Here is an 18241-nt window from a genome sequence, read left to right as displayed (position 1 = left end):
TTCCTATATTATTCAATTAATTATTATTACAGGTACGGCGACCAGGCAGGTGATTTTACCTGTCCATCAGTTGCCGGAATACGCGCTTTGAAACGCCCATCGGTAGAAACCAGATTCAGCACGGATCCCATCCCCTGAGAAGAGCTGTAGATAACCATAGTGCCGTTAGGTGCCAGACTTGGCGTTTCATCCAGGAAAGTCGACGACAGAACTTGTACGCCGCCCCCGCCCAGATCTTGTTTAGCAATGTGCTGCTGACCACCGGCCGAGCTGACCATTACCATAAATTTACCATCAGCGCTCACGTCGGCGTCCTGGTTCTGAGAACCTTCCCAGGTGATACGCTGTGGTGCACCGCCATTAATATTAACTTTATAGACCTGTGGACGACCCGCCTGGTCAGAGGTAAAGGCCAGGTTCTGGCTGTCCGGGAACCAGGTTGGTTCAGTGTTGTTGCTGCGACCATCAGTTACCTGGCGGATCTGGCCAGAGCCGATGTCCATCACGTACAGGTTCAGGCTACCGGTTTTAGACAGGGCAAACGCCAGTTTAGAACCGTCAGGCGAGAATGCTGGTGCGCCGTTGTGACGTGGGAAAGAGGCAACCTGGCGTACCGCGCCGTTAGACAGCGTCTGGATAACCAGCGCCGAACGACCGCTTTCGAAGGTTACGTAGGCCAGCTTAGAGCCGTCCGGAGACCAGGCCGGAGACATCAGCGGCTGTGGTGAACGGTGAACGGTGAACTGGTTGTAGCCATCGTAGTCAGAGACGCGCAGCTCATACGGGAACTGGCCGCCGTTGGTCTGTACAACGTAAGCGATACGGGTGCGGAATGCGCCTTTGATGCCGGTCAGCTTCTCGAACACTTCATCACTTGCCGTATGACCCGCATAGCGCAGCCACTGCTTGTTCACTTTATAGGTGTTCTGTGCAAGCACGGTGCCCGGTGCGCCGCCAGTATCTACCAGCTGATAGGCGACGGTGTAACCGCCGTCCGGGTTAGGGGTAACCTGACCCACCACCACTGCGTCAATACCGAGCGCAGACCATGCCGCCGGCTGTAACTCTGCAGCAGTGCCCGGCTGCTGTGGCAGACGAGAACGATCTAATGGGTTGAATTTACCGCTGTTGCGCAGGTCAGCGGCAACAATGCCGCCCACATCTTCCGGCGCAGCGCCTGGCCCTTTCCACTGGAACGGAACCACACCAATCGGACGTGCCGAATCCACCCCCTGGGTGATCTCGATACGCACTTCTGCGTGCAGCACCGCTGCCCACAGCATTAAGAAACTCATTGCAACACGTAATGCCTGCTTCATCATATCTCCCATATCCGGGTAACCTTACCCGCATAATTTAGCAGAATGTTAACAAACCCAAATAAACAAAACTACCAGAACGCTAAGACTAAACCTGGCCTGTTTTTCCCCGTTTGCACAGGGAAATTAAAACTTAAGGCTTGAAGTCCAGCGGTGCATTTTTGAACGTTTCATACACAGCCTGTGAAGGCGGTTTCGGGAACTTCGTCATCCTGCTGGTTGCAGATAACATCTGCTGACAGAAGGCCTCGTCGCCCCCCTCTTTTTTCACGCTGAGGATGGTTCCGTCCGCGGCCAGGTTTACCCGAAGCGTACAGGTTTTCCCGCGATAGCTATCCCAGTCGTACAGATGCCCACGAATGGCGGCCTGTACCTGTGCAATATACGACGCAATCTCAGCCTGAGATGCACCGCCTTGCCCTGGCTTACTTCCTTTAGCAGGAGAAGTGCCACCTGCGCTACCGCTGTTGGTGCCTTTCGGCGCATTCTTACCTGAGCTTAAGTCACCGAACAGGTCGTCAACGTCCGATGCGGCCGCTTTTTCTGCTGCGGCTTTCTTAGCGGCAGCGGCTTTCGCGGCGGCAGCTTTGTCAGCAGCAGCTTTATCGGCAGCCGCTTTCTTTTCTGCAGCCGCTTTTTCTGCTGCGGCTTTCTTCTCGGCTGCGGCTTTTTCTGCAGCAGCCTTTTCAGCTGCCGCGGCTTTTTCCGCAGCAGCCGCTTTCTTCGCTGCTTCGGCAGCCGCTTTTTTCTCGGCTTCCTGGGCGGCTTGTTTGGCTGCTTCTGCTTCCGCTTTTTTCTGGGCTTCGGCGGCGGCTTTCTTAGCTGCTTCCGCTTCTGCCTTTTTCCTGGCGTCAGCCGCTGCTTTTGCGGCTTCAGCTTCAGCCTGTTTCTGGGCATCGGCTGCGGCTTTTTTCGCTGCGGCTGCGGCGGCTTCAGCAGCTTCTTTTGCCTGAGCATCTGCCTTCGCTTTCGCTTCCGCTGCGGCTTTGGCTGCCGCCTCTTCCGCCTGCTTCTGCTGCTCCTGCGCTTTCTTGGCGGCGGCTTCAGCCTGTTTTTGCTGCTCCGCCTGCTCTTTCGCCGCTTCCTGCGCCTGCAAACGTTCTTTCTCAAGCTGCTTCAGGCGCTCCTGCTCGGCGGCCTGCTTTTCACGTAGCTCCTCCGCCTGCTGTTGCGCCTGCTTTTTACGCTGCTCTTCAGCGCGCTTTGCACTCGCCTGCTGCTGCTGCTGACGGTTATAGTTCTGAACGACCGCGCCGGGATCGACCATGACAGCATCGATGGATGAACCTCCACCACCTCCGGCAGCGGCATCCAGATGCTCATCGAACGAACTCCAGATCAGTCCTGCAAAAAGAATGACATGCAGCACCGCCGAGATAATTATCGCCCGTTTAAGCTTATCGTTTTGTTCGGTTGCCTTTGACACTATGGGTTCCCAAAAACTCTGTTGTGTACGCAGATAATCAAATAGGCTGCGTCATCAAGCCGACTGACTTAACGCCCGCGCTATGCAACAGGTTCAGCGCTTTAATTATTTCATCGTAAGGCACGTCTTTCGCACCACCGATTAAGAAGACCGTTTTCGGATTGGACTGCAGGCGTCGTTGCGCTTCGGCAATGACCTGCTCCGGCGGCAGTTGATCCATACGATCTTTTTCCACCACCACGCTGTACTGCCCTACTCCGGATACCTCAATGATGACCGGCGGATCGTCATTGGTGCTTACAGCCTGAGATTCTGTCGCATCCGGCAGATCAACCTCAACGCTCTGGGTGATGATGGGTGCTGTCGCCATAAAGATCAGCAGCAGCACCAGCAGCACGTCCAGCAGCGGTACAATGTTGATTTCGGACTTCAGTTCGCGACGACCCCGTCCACGCTGTCTGGCCATGGTTTACCCCTTGTTGCTCTCGGTGCTGGTAAACGCCTGGCGGTGCAGAATCGCAGTGAACTCTTCCATGAAGTTGTCGTAGTTCAGTTCCAGTTTGTTCACGCGCTGGTTCAGACGGTTATACGCCATAACCGCTGGAATTGCCGCGAACAGACCAATAGCAGTCGCGATCAGCGCTTCAGCGATACCTGGTGCAACCATTTGCAGCGTCGCCTGTTTTACCGCACCCAGGGCGATAAAGGCATGCATGATCCCCCAGACCGTACCAAACAGACCGATATAGGGACTGATGGAGCCAACGGTACCCAGGAATGGAATATGCGTTTCCAGCGTTTCCAGTTCACGGTTCATCGAGATACGCATCGCACGGGATGCCCCCTCAACCACCGCTTCCGGCGCATGGTTATTGGCGCGGTGCAAACGGGCAAACTCTTTAAAACCGCTATAAAAGATTTGCTCGGAGCCGGAGAGGTTTTCACGACGGCCCTGGCTCTCCTGATACAAACGGGAAAGTTCGATACCGGACCAGAACTTGTCTTCAAAGGCTTCCGCTTCGCGGCCTGCCGCATTGAGGATACGGGTTCTCTGAATGATGATGGCCCAGGATGCGATTGAAAAACCAATCAAAATCAACATGATAAGTTTAACCAGAAGGCTTGCCTTCAGGAACAAATCAAGGATATTCATGTCAGTCACTGCTTAAACTCCGCGACAATAGACTTAGGAAGCGCACGAGGCTTCATGATGAGTGGATCAACACAGACAATCAGGACTTCAGCTTCGTTCAGTACCGTGTTCTCTGCATTGACGATCCGCTGCGTGAAAACCAGTGAGGTTCCGCGCATTGATGTTATTTCTGTTTGGACTTCGAGCATATCGTCGAGTCTGGCAGGCGCAAAATACTCCAGCGTCATCTTGCGTACCACGAAGGCAACTCGCTCCGCCAACAGAACCTGCTGGCTAAAGTGATGATGGCGCAGCATTTCAGTGCGTGCTCGTTCATAAAAGGCAACGTAGCTGGCGTGATAAACCACACCACCGGCATCCGTATCTTCATAGTAGACACGAACCGGCCATCGAAATAGCGTTGTATTCACTTTACATCCCGGTAATGCAAAAAAGGTTAGAGCTTTTAAACTTCGCTACTATACGCGCGGGAATGGTGGTTTGGAATGGGGGAAAGTAAACAGAGAGTAAATTTTTATGGGCCCGGGTAAGCCCATAATATTAACGGATAGTTCTTATTCAGTTGAAAAAGAAAAACAGGCCCAACAGCAGGATCACATCAGCAATCAGCGGGCAAAAAATACCCTGCCAGTGTACGGCTTTCGGACGAAATCCCACCCCGTGGATTACGCCTGCACATACCGCCCACATAATAAGAAAACCGTGCCAGATCTCGAGCTCGCTGGTCTTCGCTGCGAAGCGCGACGGGTCCCAGAAAATGCAGCCCGCCAGCAGTAAGGCCATCACTAAGGAAAGCGCCCTTAACGGGCGCTTGTCCATAATCGCGTAGAGATACGTGATCATCAGTGTTTTTCTTCACCGGCTTTGGACGCTTCAACGTGCTCAAGCGCAAGGGCGGTAATCACACCAAATGCACAGGCCAGAAGCGTTCCTAAAATCCATGCGAAATACCACATATTCAGCTCCTTCCTTAATACATAGAGTGAGTATTGCTTTCAATATGTTCTTTCGTGATACGACCGTACATTTTCCAGTAACACCAGGCGGTGTAAGCCAGAATAATCGGTACGAACACGGCAGCCACAAACGTCATCAGATTAAGGGTCATCTGGCTGGAGGTTGCATCCCACATCGTCAGGCTGGCATTCATCATCGTGCTGGATGGCATCACGAACGGGAACATCGCGATACCGGCTGTCAGGATGATGCACGCAAGCGTCAGTGAAGAGAAGACAAACGCCAGTGCCCCTTTCTCCGCGCGGGAGGTCAGGATGGTCAGCACCGGCAGCGCGACGCCCAGAGCCGGAATCGCCCACAGGATCGGTGTGTTATTGAAGTTCACCAGCCAGGCGCCAGCCTCGCGAGCCACCTCTTTGGTCAGCGGGTTAGACGGTGCGCTATGGTCAATCGCAGTAGTCACAACATAACCGTCGATACCAAACATCACCCACAAACCTGCCAGCGCAAAGCCAACCAGCGTCACCAGAGCCGCCATCTGCGAGACGGCGCGAGAGCGCAGGTGCAGCTCGCCCACGGTACGCATCTGCAGGTAGGTTGCCCCCTGAGTAATGATCATCGCCACGCTGACGACCCCTGCCAGCAGACCAAACGGATTCAGCAGCTGGAAGAAGTTACCGGTGTAGTAGAGGCGCATATATTCATCGAGGTGGAACGGCACGCCCTGCAGCAGGTTGCCGAACGCCACGCCGATCACCAACGGCGGCACGAAGCTACCGATAAAGATGCCCCAGTCCCACAGGTTACGCCAGCGGGTGTCTTCGATCTTCGAGCGGTAATCAAAACCGACCGGACGGAAGAACAAGGATGCCAGCACCAGAATCATCGCCACATAGAAGCCGGAGAACGCAGCTGCGTAGACCATCGGCCAGGCAGCAAACAGTGCGCCGCCTGCGGTGATGAGCCACACCTGGTTACCGTCCCAGTGTGGGGCGATGGAGTTAATCATAATTCGACGCTCGGTATCATTACGACCGAGGAAGCGGGTGAGCATGCCCACCCCCATGTCGAAACCGTCAGTGACCGCAAAACCAATCAGTAAGATCCCGACCAGCAGCCACCAGATAAAACGCAATACTTCATAATCGATCATTTGACGACTCCTGTCTTACCGTGCCGGCTGAGTAGTCACGGTGGACTGCTCGTATTGAGGCTGAGAAGCAACGGTGGACTGCTCATAATGGTAGCGACCGGTTTTCAGGCTGCTTGGGCCAAGGCGCGCAAACTTGAACATCAGGAACAGTTCAGCCACCAGGAACAGGGTGTAGAGGCCGCAAATCAGCAACATTGAGAAAATCAGATCGCCTGCGGTCAGAGAGGAGTTCGCCACCGCAGTTGGCAGCACCTCACCGATAGCCCACGGCTGACGGCCATACTCCGCAACAAACCAGCCAGATTCAATGGCAATCCACGGCAGCGGAATCGCATACAACGCGGTGCGCAGCAGCCATTTCTTCTCACCGATACGGTTACGAATGACCGACCAGAAGGAGGCGGCGATAATCAGCAGCATCAGCACACCACAACCCACCATGATACGGAAGGCGAAGTAGAGCGGCGCCACGCGCGGAATCGAGTCTTTGGTCGCCATCTGGATCTGCTCTTCCGTCGCGTCAGAGACGTTCGGGGTATAGCGTTTCAGCAGCAGGCCATAGCCAAGGTCTTTTTTCACGTCGTTAAACTGGTCGCGAACAGACTGATCGCTGGTCCCGGAACGCAGTTCTTCCAGCAGCGAGTAGGCTTTCATCCCGTTACGGATACGCTCTTCATGCTGCACCATCAGATCTTTCAGACCGATAACCGGCGTATCCACAGAGCGGGTGGCAATGATGCCCAACGCATAAGGGATCTGAATAGCAAAGTGGTTTTCCTGCGCATCCTGATCGGGGATACCAAACAGGGTAAAGGCGGCCGGTGCAGGCTGGGTTTCCCACTCTGCTTCGATCGCTGCCAGTTTGGTTTTCTGCACGTCGCCCATTTCGTAACCGGATTCATCACCCAGCACGATAACGGAGAGGATAGCCGCCATACCGAAGCTCGCCGCGATGGCGAAAGAGCGCTTAGCAAAGGCGAAGTCACGACCACGCAGCATGTAGTAGGCGCTGATGCCCAGCACGAACATCGCGCCGCAGACATAGCCGGAGGCCACAGTGTGAACGAATTTCACCTGTGCGACCGGGTTCAGCACCAGCTCGGAGAAGCTGACCATCTCCATACGCATGGTTTCGAAGTTGAAATCAGACGCGATAGGGTTCTGCATCCAGCCGTTGGCGACCAGGATCCACAATGCGGAGAGGTTAGAGCCCAGGGCCACCAACCAGGTTACGCACATATGCTGGACTTTACCCAGACGATCCCAACCAAAGAAGAACAGACCTACAAAGGTGGATTCGAGGAAGAAAGCCATCAGACCTTCAATGGCCAGCGGCGCCCCGAAGATATCCCCGACATAGTGGGAATAATAAGACCAGTTAGTCCCGAACTGGAACTCCATGGTCAGGCCGGTTGCCACGCCCAGTGCAAAGTTGATACCAAACAACTTGCCCCAGAACTTGGTCATATCTTTATAAATCTGTTTGCCGGAGAGGACGTAAACCGTTTCCATGATGGCCAACAGGAACGCCATACCGAGCGTCAGCGGCACAAACAGGAAGTGGTACATCGCGGTCAAGGCAAACTGTAAGCGCGACAGTTCGACTACGTCTAACATTATGACTCCTTGCTCATCGCATGAAGACTCCGAGAGTGAATCCCGTTAGAGAAGGATCCACACACATGCCCCAAAAATTATCAGCCCCCTTTCTTCGTTACTTAATCCTCGCAGGAGGAAAAAAGCGATGATGAAAGGTTACAGATGCGTTAATAAAAACTGAAATTGATCCCGCAAATATATTACGCTGCAAAACCCTTACAATAAACAGGTTTTTAATAGAAGTCTTTTACGATTTACGACAGCGATCAATATTTAGCAAAATTACCACTTTCCGACCAATTTGATCGGGAACAATTTAGCGCCTTTTGACGCTCTTTTCCAGGCATTAAATATTGATATAAATCAATAATGCCTGAACGTGTTAAGGGTGTTTCCGCGTGGTAAATGCAATGAAAATGATGTTAATGATATGTTTTAATATTCGCTTGATGGTTATCAAATAAAACGGGGATTATAAATAAAGGTGATTTAAATTAACGCAGGCAGCGAAGCAATTTTTTAATAACCCTGTGCTGCTAATGTCAGATGGTTCACAGTAATTTTCCGTATAGGTTTTATCAAAAATTATTATCACAAATATTTTACTTTTAATAATCTATAATTTAACACCCGTGTGTTGCTAATTTGTTTCAATTCGACGACCGCAAAATATTTTCACGCCCGTTCGCTTAACTTTCATCCGCCCTGCCCGCCTCTCTATCCACGCGGAAACACTGTCGCGCAAAAAAAAGGCCATCTTGCGATGGCCAACCATGTCGAAACGGACATTTATTATGTCAAAGCTCCCCGCACGGGGAGCAGAGAGGATTTACTTAATGATGGATTTCAGTGCTTCACCGATGTCAGCCAGGCTGCGCACGGTTTTCACGCCTGCGGCCTCCAGCGCAGCGAATTTCTCATCCGCAGTGCCTTTGCCGCCCGCGATGATGGCGCCTGCGTGGCCCATACGCTTACCTTTCGGCGCGGTCACACCCGCGATATAGCCAACAACTGGCTTGGTCACGTGATCTTTGATGTAAGCAGCCGCTTCTTCTTCCGCGCTACCGCCGATTTCACCGATCATCACAATCGCTTCAGTCTGCGGATCTTCCTGGAACAGCTTCAGGATGTCGATGAAGTTAGAGCCCGGGATCGGGTCGCCGCCGATGCCCACGCAGGTGGACTGGCCGAAACCGTAGTCGGTGGTCTGCTTAACCGCTTCATAGGTCAGGGTACCAGAGCGGGAAACGATGCCCACTTTACCTGGCTTGTGAATGTGACCCGGCATGATGCCGATTTTGCATTCGCCTGGGGTAATCACGCCCGGGCAGTTTGGCCCGATCATGCGCACGCCCGCTTCGTCCAGCTTCACCTTCACGGTCAGCATATCCAGGGTCGGGATACCTTCGGTGATGGTAATAATCAGTTTGATGCCTGCATCGATCGCTTCCAGGATGGAGTCTTTGCAGAACGGCGCCGGAACGTAGATTACGGTGGCCGTTGCGCCAGTCGCTTCTACCGCTTCACGGACGGTGTTGAACACCGGCAGGCCCAGATGGGTGGTGCCGCCTTTACCTGGCGTTACGCCGCCAACCATCTGCGTACCGTAGGCAATCGCCTGCTCAGAGTGGAATGAACCCTGGCTACCGGTGAAGCCCTGGCAGATAACCTTGGTATCTTTATTAATTAAAACGGACATTATTTCCCCTCCACTGCGGCAACAACCTGCTGAGCTGCATCCGTCAGACTTTTCGCTGCAATAATATTCAGGCCGCTGTCAGCCAGTTTTTTCGCGCCGAGTTCAGCGTTGTTACCTTCCAGACGAACGACAACCGGGACGTTCACGCCCACTTCTTCTACCGCGCCGATGATACCGTCAGCGATCAGGTCGCAACGTACGATACCGCCGAAGATGTTAACCAGAACGGCTTTCACGTTGTCATCGGAGAGAATAATTTTGAATGCTTCGGTCACGCGCTCTTTGGTTGCGCCGCCGCCCACATCCAGGAAGTTTGCCGGCTCGCCGCCGTGCAGCTTAACGATGTCCATGGTGCCCATTGCCAGGCCCGCACCGTTAACCATGCAGCCGATGTTGCCATCGAGTGCCACGTAGTTCAGTTCCCACTGTGCAGCCTGCGCTTCACGTGGATCTTCCTGAGACTGGTCGCGCATTTCGCGCAGGTCAGCCTGGCGGAACAGCGCGTTGCCGTCAGCGCCCAGTTTGCCGTCGAGGCAGATCAGATCGCCCTGCTTGGTGATCACCAGCGGGTTGATTTCGATCAGCGCCAGATCGCGCTCCAGGAAGATGGTTGCCAGGCCCATGAAGATCTTGGTGAATTGCTGCACCAGTTTGCCTTCCAGACCCAGTTTGAATGCCAGCTCACGACCCTGGTAAGGCATTGGGCCTGCCAGCGGATCGATAGCGACTTTATGGATCAGATGCGGCGTCTCTTCCGCCACTTTTTCGATTTCCACGCCGCCTTCGGTAGAGGCCATGAACACCACGCGACGGGAGCTACGGTCTACAACTGCGCCGAGGTAGAGTTCTTTAGCAATATCGGTTGCCGCTTCAACCAGGATCTGGTTAACCGGCTGGCCGCCCGCGTCTGTCTGGTAGGTCACTAGACGTTTGCCGAGCCAGTGCTCCGCAAAAGCGCGGATCTCTTCTTTACTGTTAACGACTTTCACACCGCCCGCTTTACCGCGGCCGCCAGCGTGAACCTGACATTTCACTACCCATGGACCCGCACCGATTTTAGAGGCGGCTTCTTCTGCTTCACGAGGGGTATTGCAGGCATAACCCACCGGAGCCGGTAAGCCATACCGGGCAAACAGCTGTTTTGCCTGATATTCATGTAAGTTCATGTGTTCTATCCATCCTTCAGGGTAATCGTTAGGTCATGCTTTTGTAGGCCCGGCAGACCAGGTGCCGCCGGGCAGTACCGCGAAAAACTAGACGTCCAGCAGCAGACGGGTCGGATCTTCCAGCAGCTCTTTAATCGCCACCAGGAAGCCCACGGACTCGCGGCCATCGATCAGACGGTGATCGTAGGAGAGCGCCAGATACATCATTGGCAGGATCTCCACTTTACCGTCTACCGCCATCGGGCGGTCTTTAATGGCGTGCATGCCAAGGATCGCGCTCTGCGGTGGGTTGATGATCGGGGTAGACATCAGCGAACCGAATACACCGCCGTTGGTAATGGTGAAGTTACCGCCAGTCAGGTCATCTACGGTCAGCTTGCCGTCACGGCCTTTCACTGCCAGCTCTTTGATTTTCTTCTCGATGTCAGCCATGCCCAGGGTATCCACATCACGCAGAACCGGGGTCACCAGGCCGCGCGGGGTAGAAACGGCCATGCTCACGTCGAAGTAGTTGTGATAAACGACATCATCGCCATCGATAGATGCGTTCACTTCCGGGTAGCGTTTCAGCGCTTCAACAACCGCTTTCACGTAGAAGGACATAAAGCCCAGACGGATACCGTGACGTTTTTCAAAGGCGTCACCGTACTGCTTACGCAGGTCCATGATTGGCTTCATGTTCACTTCGTTGAAGGTGGTCAGCATCGCGGTGGAGTTTTTCGCTTCCAGCAGACGCTCGGCCACGCGCTTACGCAGGCGGGTCATCGGTACGCGTTTTTCGCTGCGTGCGCCCAGAGCAGGCTGTGCTGCTGGTGCAGCTTCAGGCGCTTTGGCTTCTGCTTTCGCTTCAGACGGCGCTTTCGCCAGGTGTTTGTCGATATCTTCGCGGGTCAGGCGGCCGCCAACGCCGGTGCCTTTAATGGCCGCCGGGTCGAGGCTGTGCTCAGCCAGCAGGCGACGGATCGCCGGGCTCAGCGCGTCGTTGCTCTGCTCTTCCAGAGAAGCCTGCTGGCGCTGGGCCGGCGTAGAGGCTTTCTCTTCAGACTTAGCGCTGGACTCTTTGCCCGCGCTGTTGCCTTCACGCAGGCGACCAAGGATCTGGCGAGAGGTTACCGTCGTACCTTCATCTTCCAGGACTGCATCCAGAATGCCATCCGCTGAAGCCGGTACTTCCAGTACCACTTTGTCAGTTTCGATTTCTACCAGCACTTCGTCGCGGGTTACCGCGTCGCCTGGTTTTTTGTGCCAGGTGGCGACGGTTGCATCTGCTACGGACTCAGGCAGGTCGGGAACAAGAATATCTACGCTACTCATTATGTATCCTTTAATTAATCGACGTTCAGCGCGTCATTGACCAGATCTTGTTGCTGCTTCTGGTGAACGGACATATACCCTACCGCCGGAGAGGCGGAGGCCGGGCGACCTGCATAACGCAGAGCAGACCCAAATGGAATCACTTCACGGAAATGATGCTGGCTGCAGTACCATGCGCCCTGGTTGAGCGGCTCTTCCTGGCACCAGACAAAATCATGTACGTGAGCGTACTGTTTCAGCACTTCCTGCATCGCCTGATGCGGGAACGGATAAAGCTGTTCGATACGCACGATGGCGACATCTTTCTGATCGTTCTTACGGCGCTGTTCCAGCAGGTCGTAATAAACCTTACCAGAACACATCACGACACGCTTAACGCCCTGCGGATCCAGTTCGTCAATTTCACCGATGGCCGGCAGGAAGGTGCCGTTTGCCAGCTCTTCCAGGCTGGAGACCGCCAGCGGGTGACGCAGCAGCGATTTCGGCGACATCACCACCAGCGGACGGCGCATCCCGCGCAGCGCCTGACGACGCAGCATGTGATAAACCTGTGCCGGGGTAGACGGTACGCAAACCTGCATGTTCTGCTCGGCGCAGAGCTGCAGATAACGCTCCAGACGTGCGGAGGAGTGCTCCGGGCCCTGCCCTTCGTAGCCGTGCGGCAGCAGCATCACCAGGCCACACATACGGCCCCACTTCTGCTCACCGGAAGAGATGAACTGGTCGATAACCACCTGCGCACCGTTGGCGAAGTCGCCGAACTGCGCTTCCCAGATGGTCAGGGTACGCGGTTCTGCGGTGGCGTAACCGTATTCGAATGCCAGCACTGCTTCTTCAGAGAGCACGGAGTCCCAGACCTTAAATTGGCCCTGGCCGTTGTGCACGTGCTGCAGCGGGGTGTAGGTTGAACCGTTGGTCTGGTTATGGATCACCGCATGACGGTGGAAGAAGGTGCCGCGGCCCGCATCTTCACCAGACAGACGGACCGGAATACCTTCATCAACCAGGGTGGCGTACGCCAGGTTCTCTGCTCCGCCCCAGTCAAAGAGCTTCTCGCCTGAGGCCATTGCCTGACGGTCAGCGTAGATCTTCTGCACGCGGGACTGCATCTCGATCGCTTCAGGTACGGTGCTGATGCGTTTTGCCAGCTCCTGCAGACGCTTCATCTCTACCTTGTTCGGGTAGCTCTCATCCCACTCGTGGTTGAGGTATGGCGACCAGGTAAAGGAGTGCATGTTCATCGGACGCAACTCTTTTACCACGCATTCGCCGGCATCCAGCGCGTCGCGGTAGAGGTTGACCATCTCGGTGGCATCTTCCAGGGTGACAACCTTCTCCGCTTCCAGCTTGTCAGCATAGATTTTGCGCGGGGTCGGATGTTTTTTGATTTTCTGGTACATCAGCGGCTGGGTTGCACTCGGCTCGTCCGCTTCGTTATGGCCATGACGGCGATAGCAGAAGAGGTCGATGAACACATCGCGCTTAAAGGTGTTACGGAAATCCAGCGCCAGGCGGGTCACGAACGCGACCGCTTCCGGGTCATCGGCGTTCACGTGGAAAATTGGTGCCTGAACCATCTTACCGATGTCGGTGCAGTATGGGGTAGAACGTGCGTCCAGCGGGTTAGAGGTGGTGAAGCCCACCTGGTTGTTGATGACGATGCGAACGGTACCGCCCACTTCGTAACCCCGCGCTTTCGACATGTTCAGGGTCTCCTGAACCACGCCCTGCCCGGTGACTGCCGCATCGCCGTGGATGGTGATTGGCAGCACTTTGTTGCTGCTTGGCTCGTCCAGACGATCCAGACGGGCGCGCACGGAGCCGATAACCACTGGGCTGACGATCTCAAGGTGCGACGGGTTAAACGCCAGCGCCATGTGAACCAGGCCGCCCTGGGTTTCGATATCCGATGAGAAGCCCATGTGGTACTTCACGTCACCGGTACCGAGGTGTTCTTTATGTTTGCCGGCGAATTCGTCGAACAGATCCTGCGGCTTTTTACCCAGCACGTTGATCAGCACGTTCAGACGACCACGGTGCGCCATGCCCAGCACCACTCCGCGGGTACCGCTGTTGCCCGCGTGGCGGATCAGCTCTTTCAGCATCGGCACCAGCGCATCGCCGCCTTCCAGCGAGAAGCGTTTTGCGCCCGGGAATTTCGCACCGAGATAACGCTCCAGCCCTTCGGCTGCGGTCAGTTCGTTCAGGAAACGCTTTTTCTCGTCGGCATTGAAGGTGGATTTACCGGCAACGGATTCGATACGCTGCTGGATCCAGCGTTTCTCTTCGGTAGAGGTGATGTGCATATACTCTGCACCGATGGAGCCGCAGTAGGTCTGCTTCAGCGCTTCCAGCAGATCGCCCAGCTTCATGGTGTCTTTGCCGATAGCGAAAGAGCCAACGTTGAAGGTTTCCTGGAAATCCGCTTCGGTCAGATCGTGATATGCCGGATCTAAATCAGCCACGCGCTCCTGCTTCCACAGTCCCAGCGGATCCAGATTTGCGTGCTGGTGGCCGCGGAAGCGGTAGGCGTTAATCAGCTGCAGGACTTTAACCTGCTTCGCATTGGTGTCAGGGTCGGAGATAGCGGAAGAGTAACGTGAGGCATCCTTCGCCAGACGACGGAAATAATCACGTGTTTTGGAATGAAATTGATCCGGTTTGACACCCGTTCCAGGTAACTCCTGGAACATGGAACGCCAGTTAGCGTCCACTGAGTCAGGGTCGGTTAAGAAGTCTTCATAGAGCTGTTCAATCCAGCTTTGGTTTGCACCAGAGAGGAATGAAGAGTCCAGCCAGGCTTTCATTGCGCCGTTCTGCATCGTGATCCCTTAAGCATTTTTATGCTTACTTTCGCCGTAGAAACTACCACGCACACCACGTGTACGTGCCGGGGTTCACCTGCGAGCTCTTTTACTTTGGCCCGCGAAGGAACCTTTAGAAACTGTCTAAATAATCTTCGTCGTTCCGGCTGCGACTGCGTTGCGGCTTTCACTCACCCCAGTCACATAGTTCACTATGCTCCAGGGGATTCGTTCAACCGCGCCTTGTCTTGCGCTGAACGTCTCGATTATTTACTTAACTGGCAGTTTTTAAAGGTTTCTGCAAATTGCCCGGTGGCGCTACGCTGACCGGGCCTACAAAATCGTAGGCCGGATAAGCGCAGCGCCATCCGGCGTTGTTACTTACGCACTGCGCTGCAACAACATCGACTTAATGTGGCCGATAGCACGCGTCGGGTTCAGCCCCTTAGGACATACACTGACGCAGTTCATGATGCTGTGGCAGCGGAATACGCTGAAAGCATCACTCAGCCCTTCCAGGCGGTTGTCGGTTTCGGTATCGCGGCTGTCAATCAGGAAGCGGTACGCTGCCAGCAGGCCAGCCGGGCCGATAAACTTGTCCGGGTTCCACCAGAACGACGGGCAAGAGGTCGAACAACATGCACAGAGGATACACTCATACAGGCCATCGAGTTTTTCACGCTGCTCTGGCGACTGTAAATGCTCGCGAGCGGGTGGATTTTGCCCATTATTCAATAAGTAAGGCTTAATCTTCTCATATTGTGCATAGAATTGCCCCATGTCCACCACCAAATCGCGCACGACCGGCAGTCCTGGCAGAGGGCGGATGACAATCTTCTGTCCCGGACGGTTAAGCGCCGAGATTGGCGTGATACAGGCCAGACCGTTTTTGCCATTCATGTTCAGACCGTCGGAGCCACACACCCCTTCACGGCAGGAACGACGAAACGACAGTGTCGGATCCTTTTCTTTCAGCTGCATTAAGGCGTCCAGCAGCATCATGTCACGGCCTTCTTCCGCTTCCAGGGTGTAATCCTGCATACGCGGAGCGTCATCAACATCAGGGTTATAACGATAAACTGAAAATTCGAGTTTCATTGTCCTGTCTCCGCATTAGTAAGTACGAATCTTCGGCGGGAACGCCGGACGCAGTTTCGGTTCCATATTGACGCTGCGTCGCGTCATGGATTCCGTCTCTGGCAGATACAGGGAGTGGCACAGCCAGTTTTCATCATCACGATCCGGGAAGTCGAAGCGGCTATGGGCGCCACGGCTCTCGGTACGGAAGTTTGCAGAGACCGCCGTTGCGTATGCGGTTTCCATCAGGTTATCCAGCTCCAGGCACTCAACGCGCTGGGTGTTGAACTCGCTGGAGGTGTCGTCCAGACGGGCATTTTTCAGACGCTCGCGGATCGCTTTCAGCTGCTCAAGACCTTTGGCCATCGCGTCACCTTCACGGAATACCGAGAAGTTGTGCTGCATGCACTCCTGCAGCGCTTTACGGATTTCCACCGGATCTTCGCCGTTACGGTTGCCGTTCCAGCGGTTGAGACGCTCCAGCGAGGCTTCAATATTTGCTTCGGTGGCATCACGCAGTGGCCCCTGCTCGGCAATGGACTCCTGCAGATGCAGACCGACCGCACGACCAAACACCACCAGGTCGAGCAGAGAGTTGCCGCCCAGACGGTTGGCGCCGTGTACGGATACGCAGGCAATTTCGCCTACCGCGAACAGGCCAGGGATCACCACATCTTCGCCCTGCTCGTTCACGGTCAGCGCCTGGCCGGTCACTTTGGTCGGAATACCGCCCATCATGTAGTGGCAGGTTGGGATTACCGGGATCGGCTCTTTAACCGGGTCGACGTGAGCGAAGGTACGGGAGAGTTCGAGGATGCCCGGCAGACGGGATTCCAGAACCTCTTTACCCAGATGGTCAAGTTTCAGCTTCGCGTGTGGGCCCCACGGGCCGTCACAGCCGCGACCTTCACGGATTTCGATCATGATGGAACGCGCCACCACGTCACGACCCGCCAGGTCTTTCGCATTCGGGGCATAACGCTCCATGAAGCGCTCGCCATGTTTGTTCAGCAGATAACCACCTTCACCGCGGCAGCCTTCTGTTACCAGCACGCCCGCACCGGCGATACCGGTTGGGTGGAACTGCCACATCTCCATATCCTGCACCGGCACGCCAGCTCGGATAGCCATACCGACGCCGTCACCGGTGTTGATATGGGCGTTCGTGGTGGACTGATAAATACGGCCTGCGCCGCCGGTCGCCAGCACGGTGGCACGGGCTTTGAAGTAAACCACTTCACCGGTTTCAATGCACAGGGCGGTACAACCGACGATGGCGCCATCTTCGTTTTTCACCAGATCCAGCGCATACCACTCGGAGAAGATGGTGGTTTTGTTCTTCAGGTTCTGCTGGTACAGGGTATGCAACAGGGCGTGACCAGTACGGTCGGCCGCTGCCGCTGTACGTGCCGCCTGCTCGCCGCCGAAGTTCTTCGACTGGCCGCCAAACGGACGTTGATAGATGGTGCCGTTCTCCAGGCGGGAGAAAGGCAGACCCATGTGGTCAAGCTCCAGAATCGCTTCCGGGCCGGTTTTACACATATATTCAATGGCGTCCTGGTCACCGATATAGTCGGAGCCTTTCACCGTGTCGTACATATGCCATTCCCAGTTATCATCATGGGTATTACCGAGCGCAACGGTGATGCCACCCTGCGCAGATACGGTATGGGAACGGGTCGGGAACACTTTAGAGAGCAGCGCACAGGTCTGGCCGCTCTGGGAAATTTGCAGCGCCGCGCGCATACCTGCGCCGCCGGCGCCAATCACTACAGCGTCAAATTCTCTGACTGGAAGTTTCATCACACACCCCACACCACAACAAATCCATAAATAACGTAAACCACCAGTGCAACGACAATAGCCAGCTGCAGCGCGAGACGAATCGCCATTGATTTAACGTAGTCGGTCAGTACCTGCCACATGCCAATCCACGCGTGGATCAGAATGGAGAAGAGCGCCAGCAGGGTAAACACTTTGGTAAAGGCAGACCCGAAGAAGCCAGTCCAGATTTCCCAGGTCAGATCGCCGCTGGTGGCAAAGAAACCGATCATGTAGATGATGTAGAGGGTGAGAACGATAGCGGTAGCACGGACCAGAATGAAGTCATGTACGCCGTTGCGTCCTAATGCGGAGGCGTTGCTTACCATACGAGAACTCCTGCGAGAAGTGAAAGCACGACAGTGATTACAAAGGAGATGTTAGCGGTACGTTTGCCGGTTTCGAAGGTCTCTTCCAGATAGCCGACATCCATCAGCATATGGCGGATGCCGCCAACAACGTGATAGGCCAGCGCGGTGAGGATGCCCCACATGATAAATTTCACAAAGAAACCGTTCATGATGTTGGCGGCCTGCTGGAATCCTTCCGGAGACGAGAGGCTGGTACCCAGTAACCATAACAGGATACCCACCGCGACAAACGTGATCACACCGGATACACGATGAAGGATGGACGCTATTGCCGTTACGGGGAATCGGATCGTTTTGAGATCCAGATTGACAGGTCTTTGTTTTTTCACATTTCTTATCATGAATAACGCCCACATGCTCTTCTTATAGTTTCCTTCCTCCG

General features: G+C 54.8%; 17 protein-coding genes. All 17 read right to left on the bottom strand.

Features of this window, described 5'->3' with window-relative positions; genetic code table 11:
• Nucleotides 1-26: 26 nt before the first annotated feature.
• The 17 genes from tolB to sdhC all read right to left on the bottom strand — a co-directional run bounded on the left by tolB (nt 27) and on the right by sdhC (nt 18215).
• Nucleotides 27-1319: a Tol-Pal system beta propeller repeat protein TolB gene (gene tolB / locus FHC51_RS12040; protein ID WP_156240144.1), complete on the bottom strand. Its 1293-nt coding sequence runs from the start codon at nt 1317-1319 to the stop codon at nt 27-29.
• Between the two features lie 133 nt (nt 1320-1452).
• A complete protein-coding gene (gene tolA, locus FHC51_RS12035; RefSeq protein WP_220435622.1) occupies nt 1453-2745 on the bottom strand; it encodes a cell envelope integrity protein TolA in 1293 nt (430 codons plus the stop codon).
• A 37-nt stretch (nt 2746-2782) separates the two neighbouring features.
• Nucleotides 2783-3211, bottom strand: a complete 429-nt coding sequence (tolR, locus tag FHC51_RS12030) for a colicin uptake protein TolR (RefSeq protein WP_039029343.1) — start codon at nt 3209-3211, stop codon at nt 2783-2785.
• Between the two features lie 3 nt (nt 3212-3214).
• Nucleotides 3215-3907, bottom strand: a complete 693-nt coding sequence (tolQ, locus tag FHC51_RS12025) for a Tol-Pal system protein TolQ (protein ID WP_072036639.1) — start codon at nt 3905-3907, stop codon at nt 3215-3217.
• A complete protein-coding gene (ybgC, locus tag FHC51_RS12020) occupies nt 3904-4308 on the bottom strand; it encodes a tol-pal system-associated acyl-CoA thioesterase (protein WP_032617092.1) in 405 nt (134 codons plus the stop codon). The genes tolQ and ybgC overlap by 4 nt, the downstream gene beginning before the upstream one ends.
• Before the next feature lie 148 nt (nt 4309-4456).
• On the bottom strand, nt 4457-4741 hold the full coding sequence (ybgE, locus tag FHC51_RS12015) for a cyd operon protein YbgE (protein WP_103178726.1): 285 nt from the start codon (nt 4739-4741) through the stop codon (nt 4457-4459).
• Nucleotides 4741-4854: a cytochrome bd-I oxidase subunit CydX gene (cydX, locus tag FHC51_RS12010; RefSeq protein WP_006177208.1), complete on the bottom strand. Its 114-nt coding sequence runs from the start codon at nt 4852-4854 to the stop codon at nt 4741-4743. Before cydX ends, ybgE begins: the two co-directional genes overlap by 1 nt.
• Before the next feature lie 14 nt (nt 4855-4868).
• The gene (gene cydB, locus FHC51_RS12005; RefSeq protein WP_103823556.1) at nt 4869-6008 is read right to left on the bottom strand and encodes a cytochrome d ubiquinol oxidase subunit II; all 1140 of its coding nucleotides are present in this window, start codon (nt 6006-6008) and stop codon (nt 4869-4871) included.
• Between the two features lie 15 nt (nt 6009-6023).
• On the bottom strand, nt 6024-7625 hold the full coding sequence (gene cydA / locus FHC51_RS12000; protein WP_114387645.1) for a cytochrome ubiquinol oxidase subunit I: 1602 nt from the start codon (nt 7623-7625) through the stop codon (nt 6024-6026).
• 811 nt (nt 7626-8436) lie between these two features.
• Complete coding sequence (gene sucD, locus FHC51_RS11995) at nt 8437-9306, bottom strand: succinate--CoA ligase subunit alpha (RefSeq protein ID WP_032617085.1); 870 nt, start codon at nt 9304-9306, stop codon at nt 8437-8439.
• Complete coding sequence (sucC, locus tag FHC51_RS11990) at nt 9306-10472, bottom strand: ADP-forming succinate--CoA ligase subunit beta (RefSeq protein ID WP_032617084.1); 1167 nt, start codon at nt 10470-10472, stop codon at nt 9306-9308. The genes sucD and sucC overlap by 1 nt, the downstream gene beginning before the upstream one ends.
• A gap of 87 nt (nt 10473-10559) precedes the next feature.
• Nucleotides 10560-11786 (bottom strand): 2-oxoglutarate dehydrogenase complex dihydrolipoyllysine-residue succinyltransferase, encoded by a 1227-nt coding sequence (gene odhB, locus FHC51_RS11985; protein WP_103178721.1) that lies wholly within the window; start codon nt 11784-11786, stop codon nt 10560-10562.
• A 14-nt stretch (nt 11787-11800) separates the two neighbouring features.
• Nucleotides 11801-14608, bottom strand: a complete 2808-nt coding sequence (gene sucA, locus FHC51_RS11980) for a 2-oxoglutarate dehydrogenase E1 component (RefSeq protein ID WP_220435621.1) — start codon at nt 14606-14608, stop codon at nt 11801-11803.
• A 363-nt stretch (nt 14609-14971) separates the two neighbouring features.
• Entirely contained in the window at nt 14972-15688 is a 717-nt protein-coding gene (gene sdhB, locus FHC51_RS11975) for a succinate dehydrogenase iron-sulfur subunit SdhB (protein ID WP_103178719.1), read from the bottom strand.
• Nucleotides 15689-15703: 15 nt separating this feature from the next.
• Nucleotides 15704-17470, bottom strand: coding sequence for a succinate dehydrogenase flavoprotein subunit (gene sdhA, locus FHC51_RS11970; protein ID WP_103178718.1), 1767 nt, complete (start codon nt 17468-17470; stop codon nt 15704-15706).
• Nucleotides 17470-17817, bottom strand: coding sequence for a succinate dehydrogenase membrane anchor subunit (sdhD, locus tag FHC51_RS11965; RefSeq protein ID WP_103178717.1), 348 nt, complete (start codon nt 17815-17817; stop codon nt 17470-17472). Before sdhD ends, sdhA begins: the two co-directional genes overlap by 1 nt.
• Nucleotides 17811-18215, bottom strand: coding sequence for a succinate dehydrogenase cytochrome b556 subunit (sdhC, locus tag FHC51_RS11960; protein ID WP_168194524.1), 405 nt, complete (start codon nt 18213-18215; stop codon nt 17811-17813). Before sdhC ends, sdhD begins: the two co-directional genes overlap by 7 nt.
• Nucleotides 18216-18241: the final 26 nt, after the last annotated feature.

The organism is Leclercia sp. EC_58, from assembly GCF_019584355.1.
In the GTDB taxonomy this organism is placed as follows: Bacteria; Pseudomonadota; Gammaproteobacteria; order Enterobacterales; family Enterobacteriaceae; genus Enterobacter.
The sequence above is the reverse complement of the archived record's forward strand: the minus strand, read 5'-3'. Positions and strand labels throughout refer to the sequence as shown.

What these genes read in the sequence shown, in the direction of transcription:
- sdhA (WP_103178718.1), bottom strand. Translation starts at nt 17,470, where the DNA reads ATGAAACTTCCAGTCAGAGAATTTGACGCTGTAGTGATTGGCGCCGGC.
- ybgE (WP_103178726.1), bottom strand. Translation starts at nt 4,741, where the DNA reads ATGATCACGTATCTCTACGCGATTATGGACAAGCGCCCGTTAAGGGCG.
- sdhB (WP_103178719.1), bottom strand. Translation starts at nt 15,688, where the DNA reads ATGAAACTCGAATTTTCAGTTTATCGTTATAACCCTGATGTTGATGAC.
- cydX (WP_006177208.1), bottom strand. Translation starts at nt 4,854, where the DNA reads ATGTGGTATTTCGCATGGATTTTAGGAACGCTTCTGGCCTGTGCATTT.
- cydB (WP_103823556.1), bottom strand. Translation starts at nt 6,008, where the DNA reads ATGATCGATTATGAAGTATTGCGTTTTATCTGGTGGCTGCTGGTCGGG.
- tolR (WP_039029343.1), bottom strand. Translation starts at nt 3,211, where the DNA reads ATGGCCAGACAGCGTGGACGGGGTCGTCGCGAACTGAAGTCCGAAATC.
- sucD (WP_032617085.1), bottom strand. Translation starts at nt 9,306, where the DNA reads ATGTCCGTTTTAATTAATAAAGATACCAAGGTTATCTGCCAGGGCTTC.
- sucC (WP_032617084.1), bottom strand. Translation starts at nt 10,472, where the DNA reads ATGAACTTACATGAATATCAGGCAAAACAGCTGTTTGCCCGGTATGGC.
- sdhD (WP_103178717.1), bottom strand. Translation starts at nt 17,817, where the DNA reads ATGGTAAGCAACGCCTCCGCATTAGGACGCAACGGCGTACATGACTTC.
- odhB (WP_103178721.1), bottom strand. Translation starts at nt 11,786, where the DNA reads ATGAGTAGCGTAGATATTCTTGTTCCCGACCTGCCTGAGTCCGTAGCA.
- sucA (WP_220435621.1), bottom strand. Translation starts at nt 14,608, where the DNA reads ATGCAGAACGGCGCAATGAAAGCCTGGCTGGACTCTTCATTCCTCTCT.
- cydA (WP_114387645.1), bottom strand. Translation starts at nt 7,625, where the DNA reads ATGTTAGACGTAGTCGAACTGTCGCGCTTACAGTTTGCCTTGACCGCG.
- tolB (WP_156240144.1), bottom strand. Translation starts at nt 1,319, where the DNA reads ATGAAGCAGGCATTACGTGTTGCAATGAGTTTCTTAATGCTGTGGGCA.
- sdhC (WP_168194524.1), bottom strand. Translation starts at nt 18,215, where the DNA reads ATGTGGGCGTTATTCATGATAAGAAATGTGAAAAAACAAAGACCTGTC.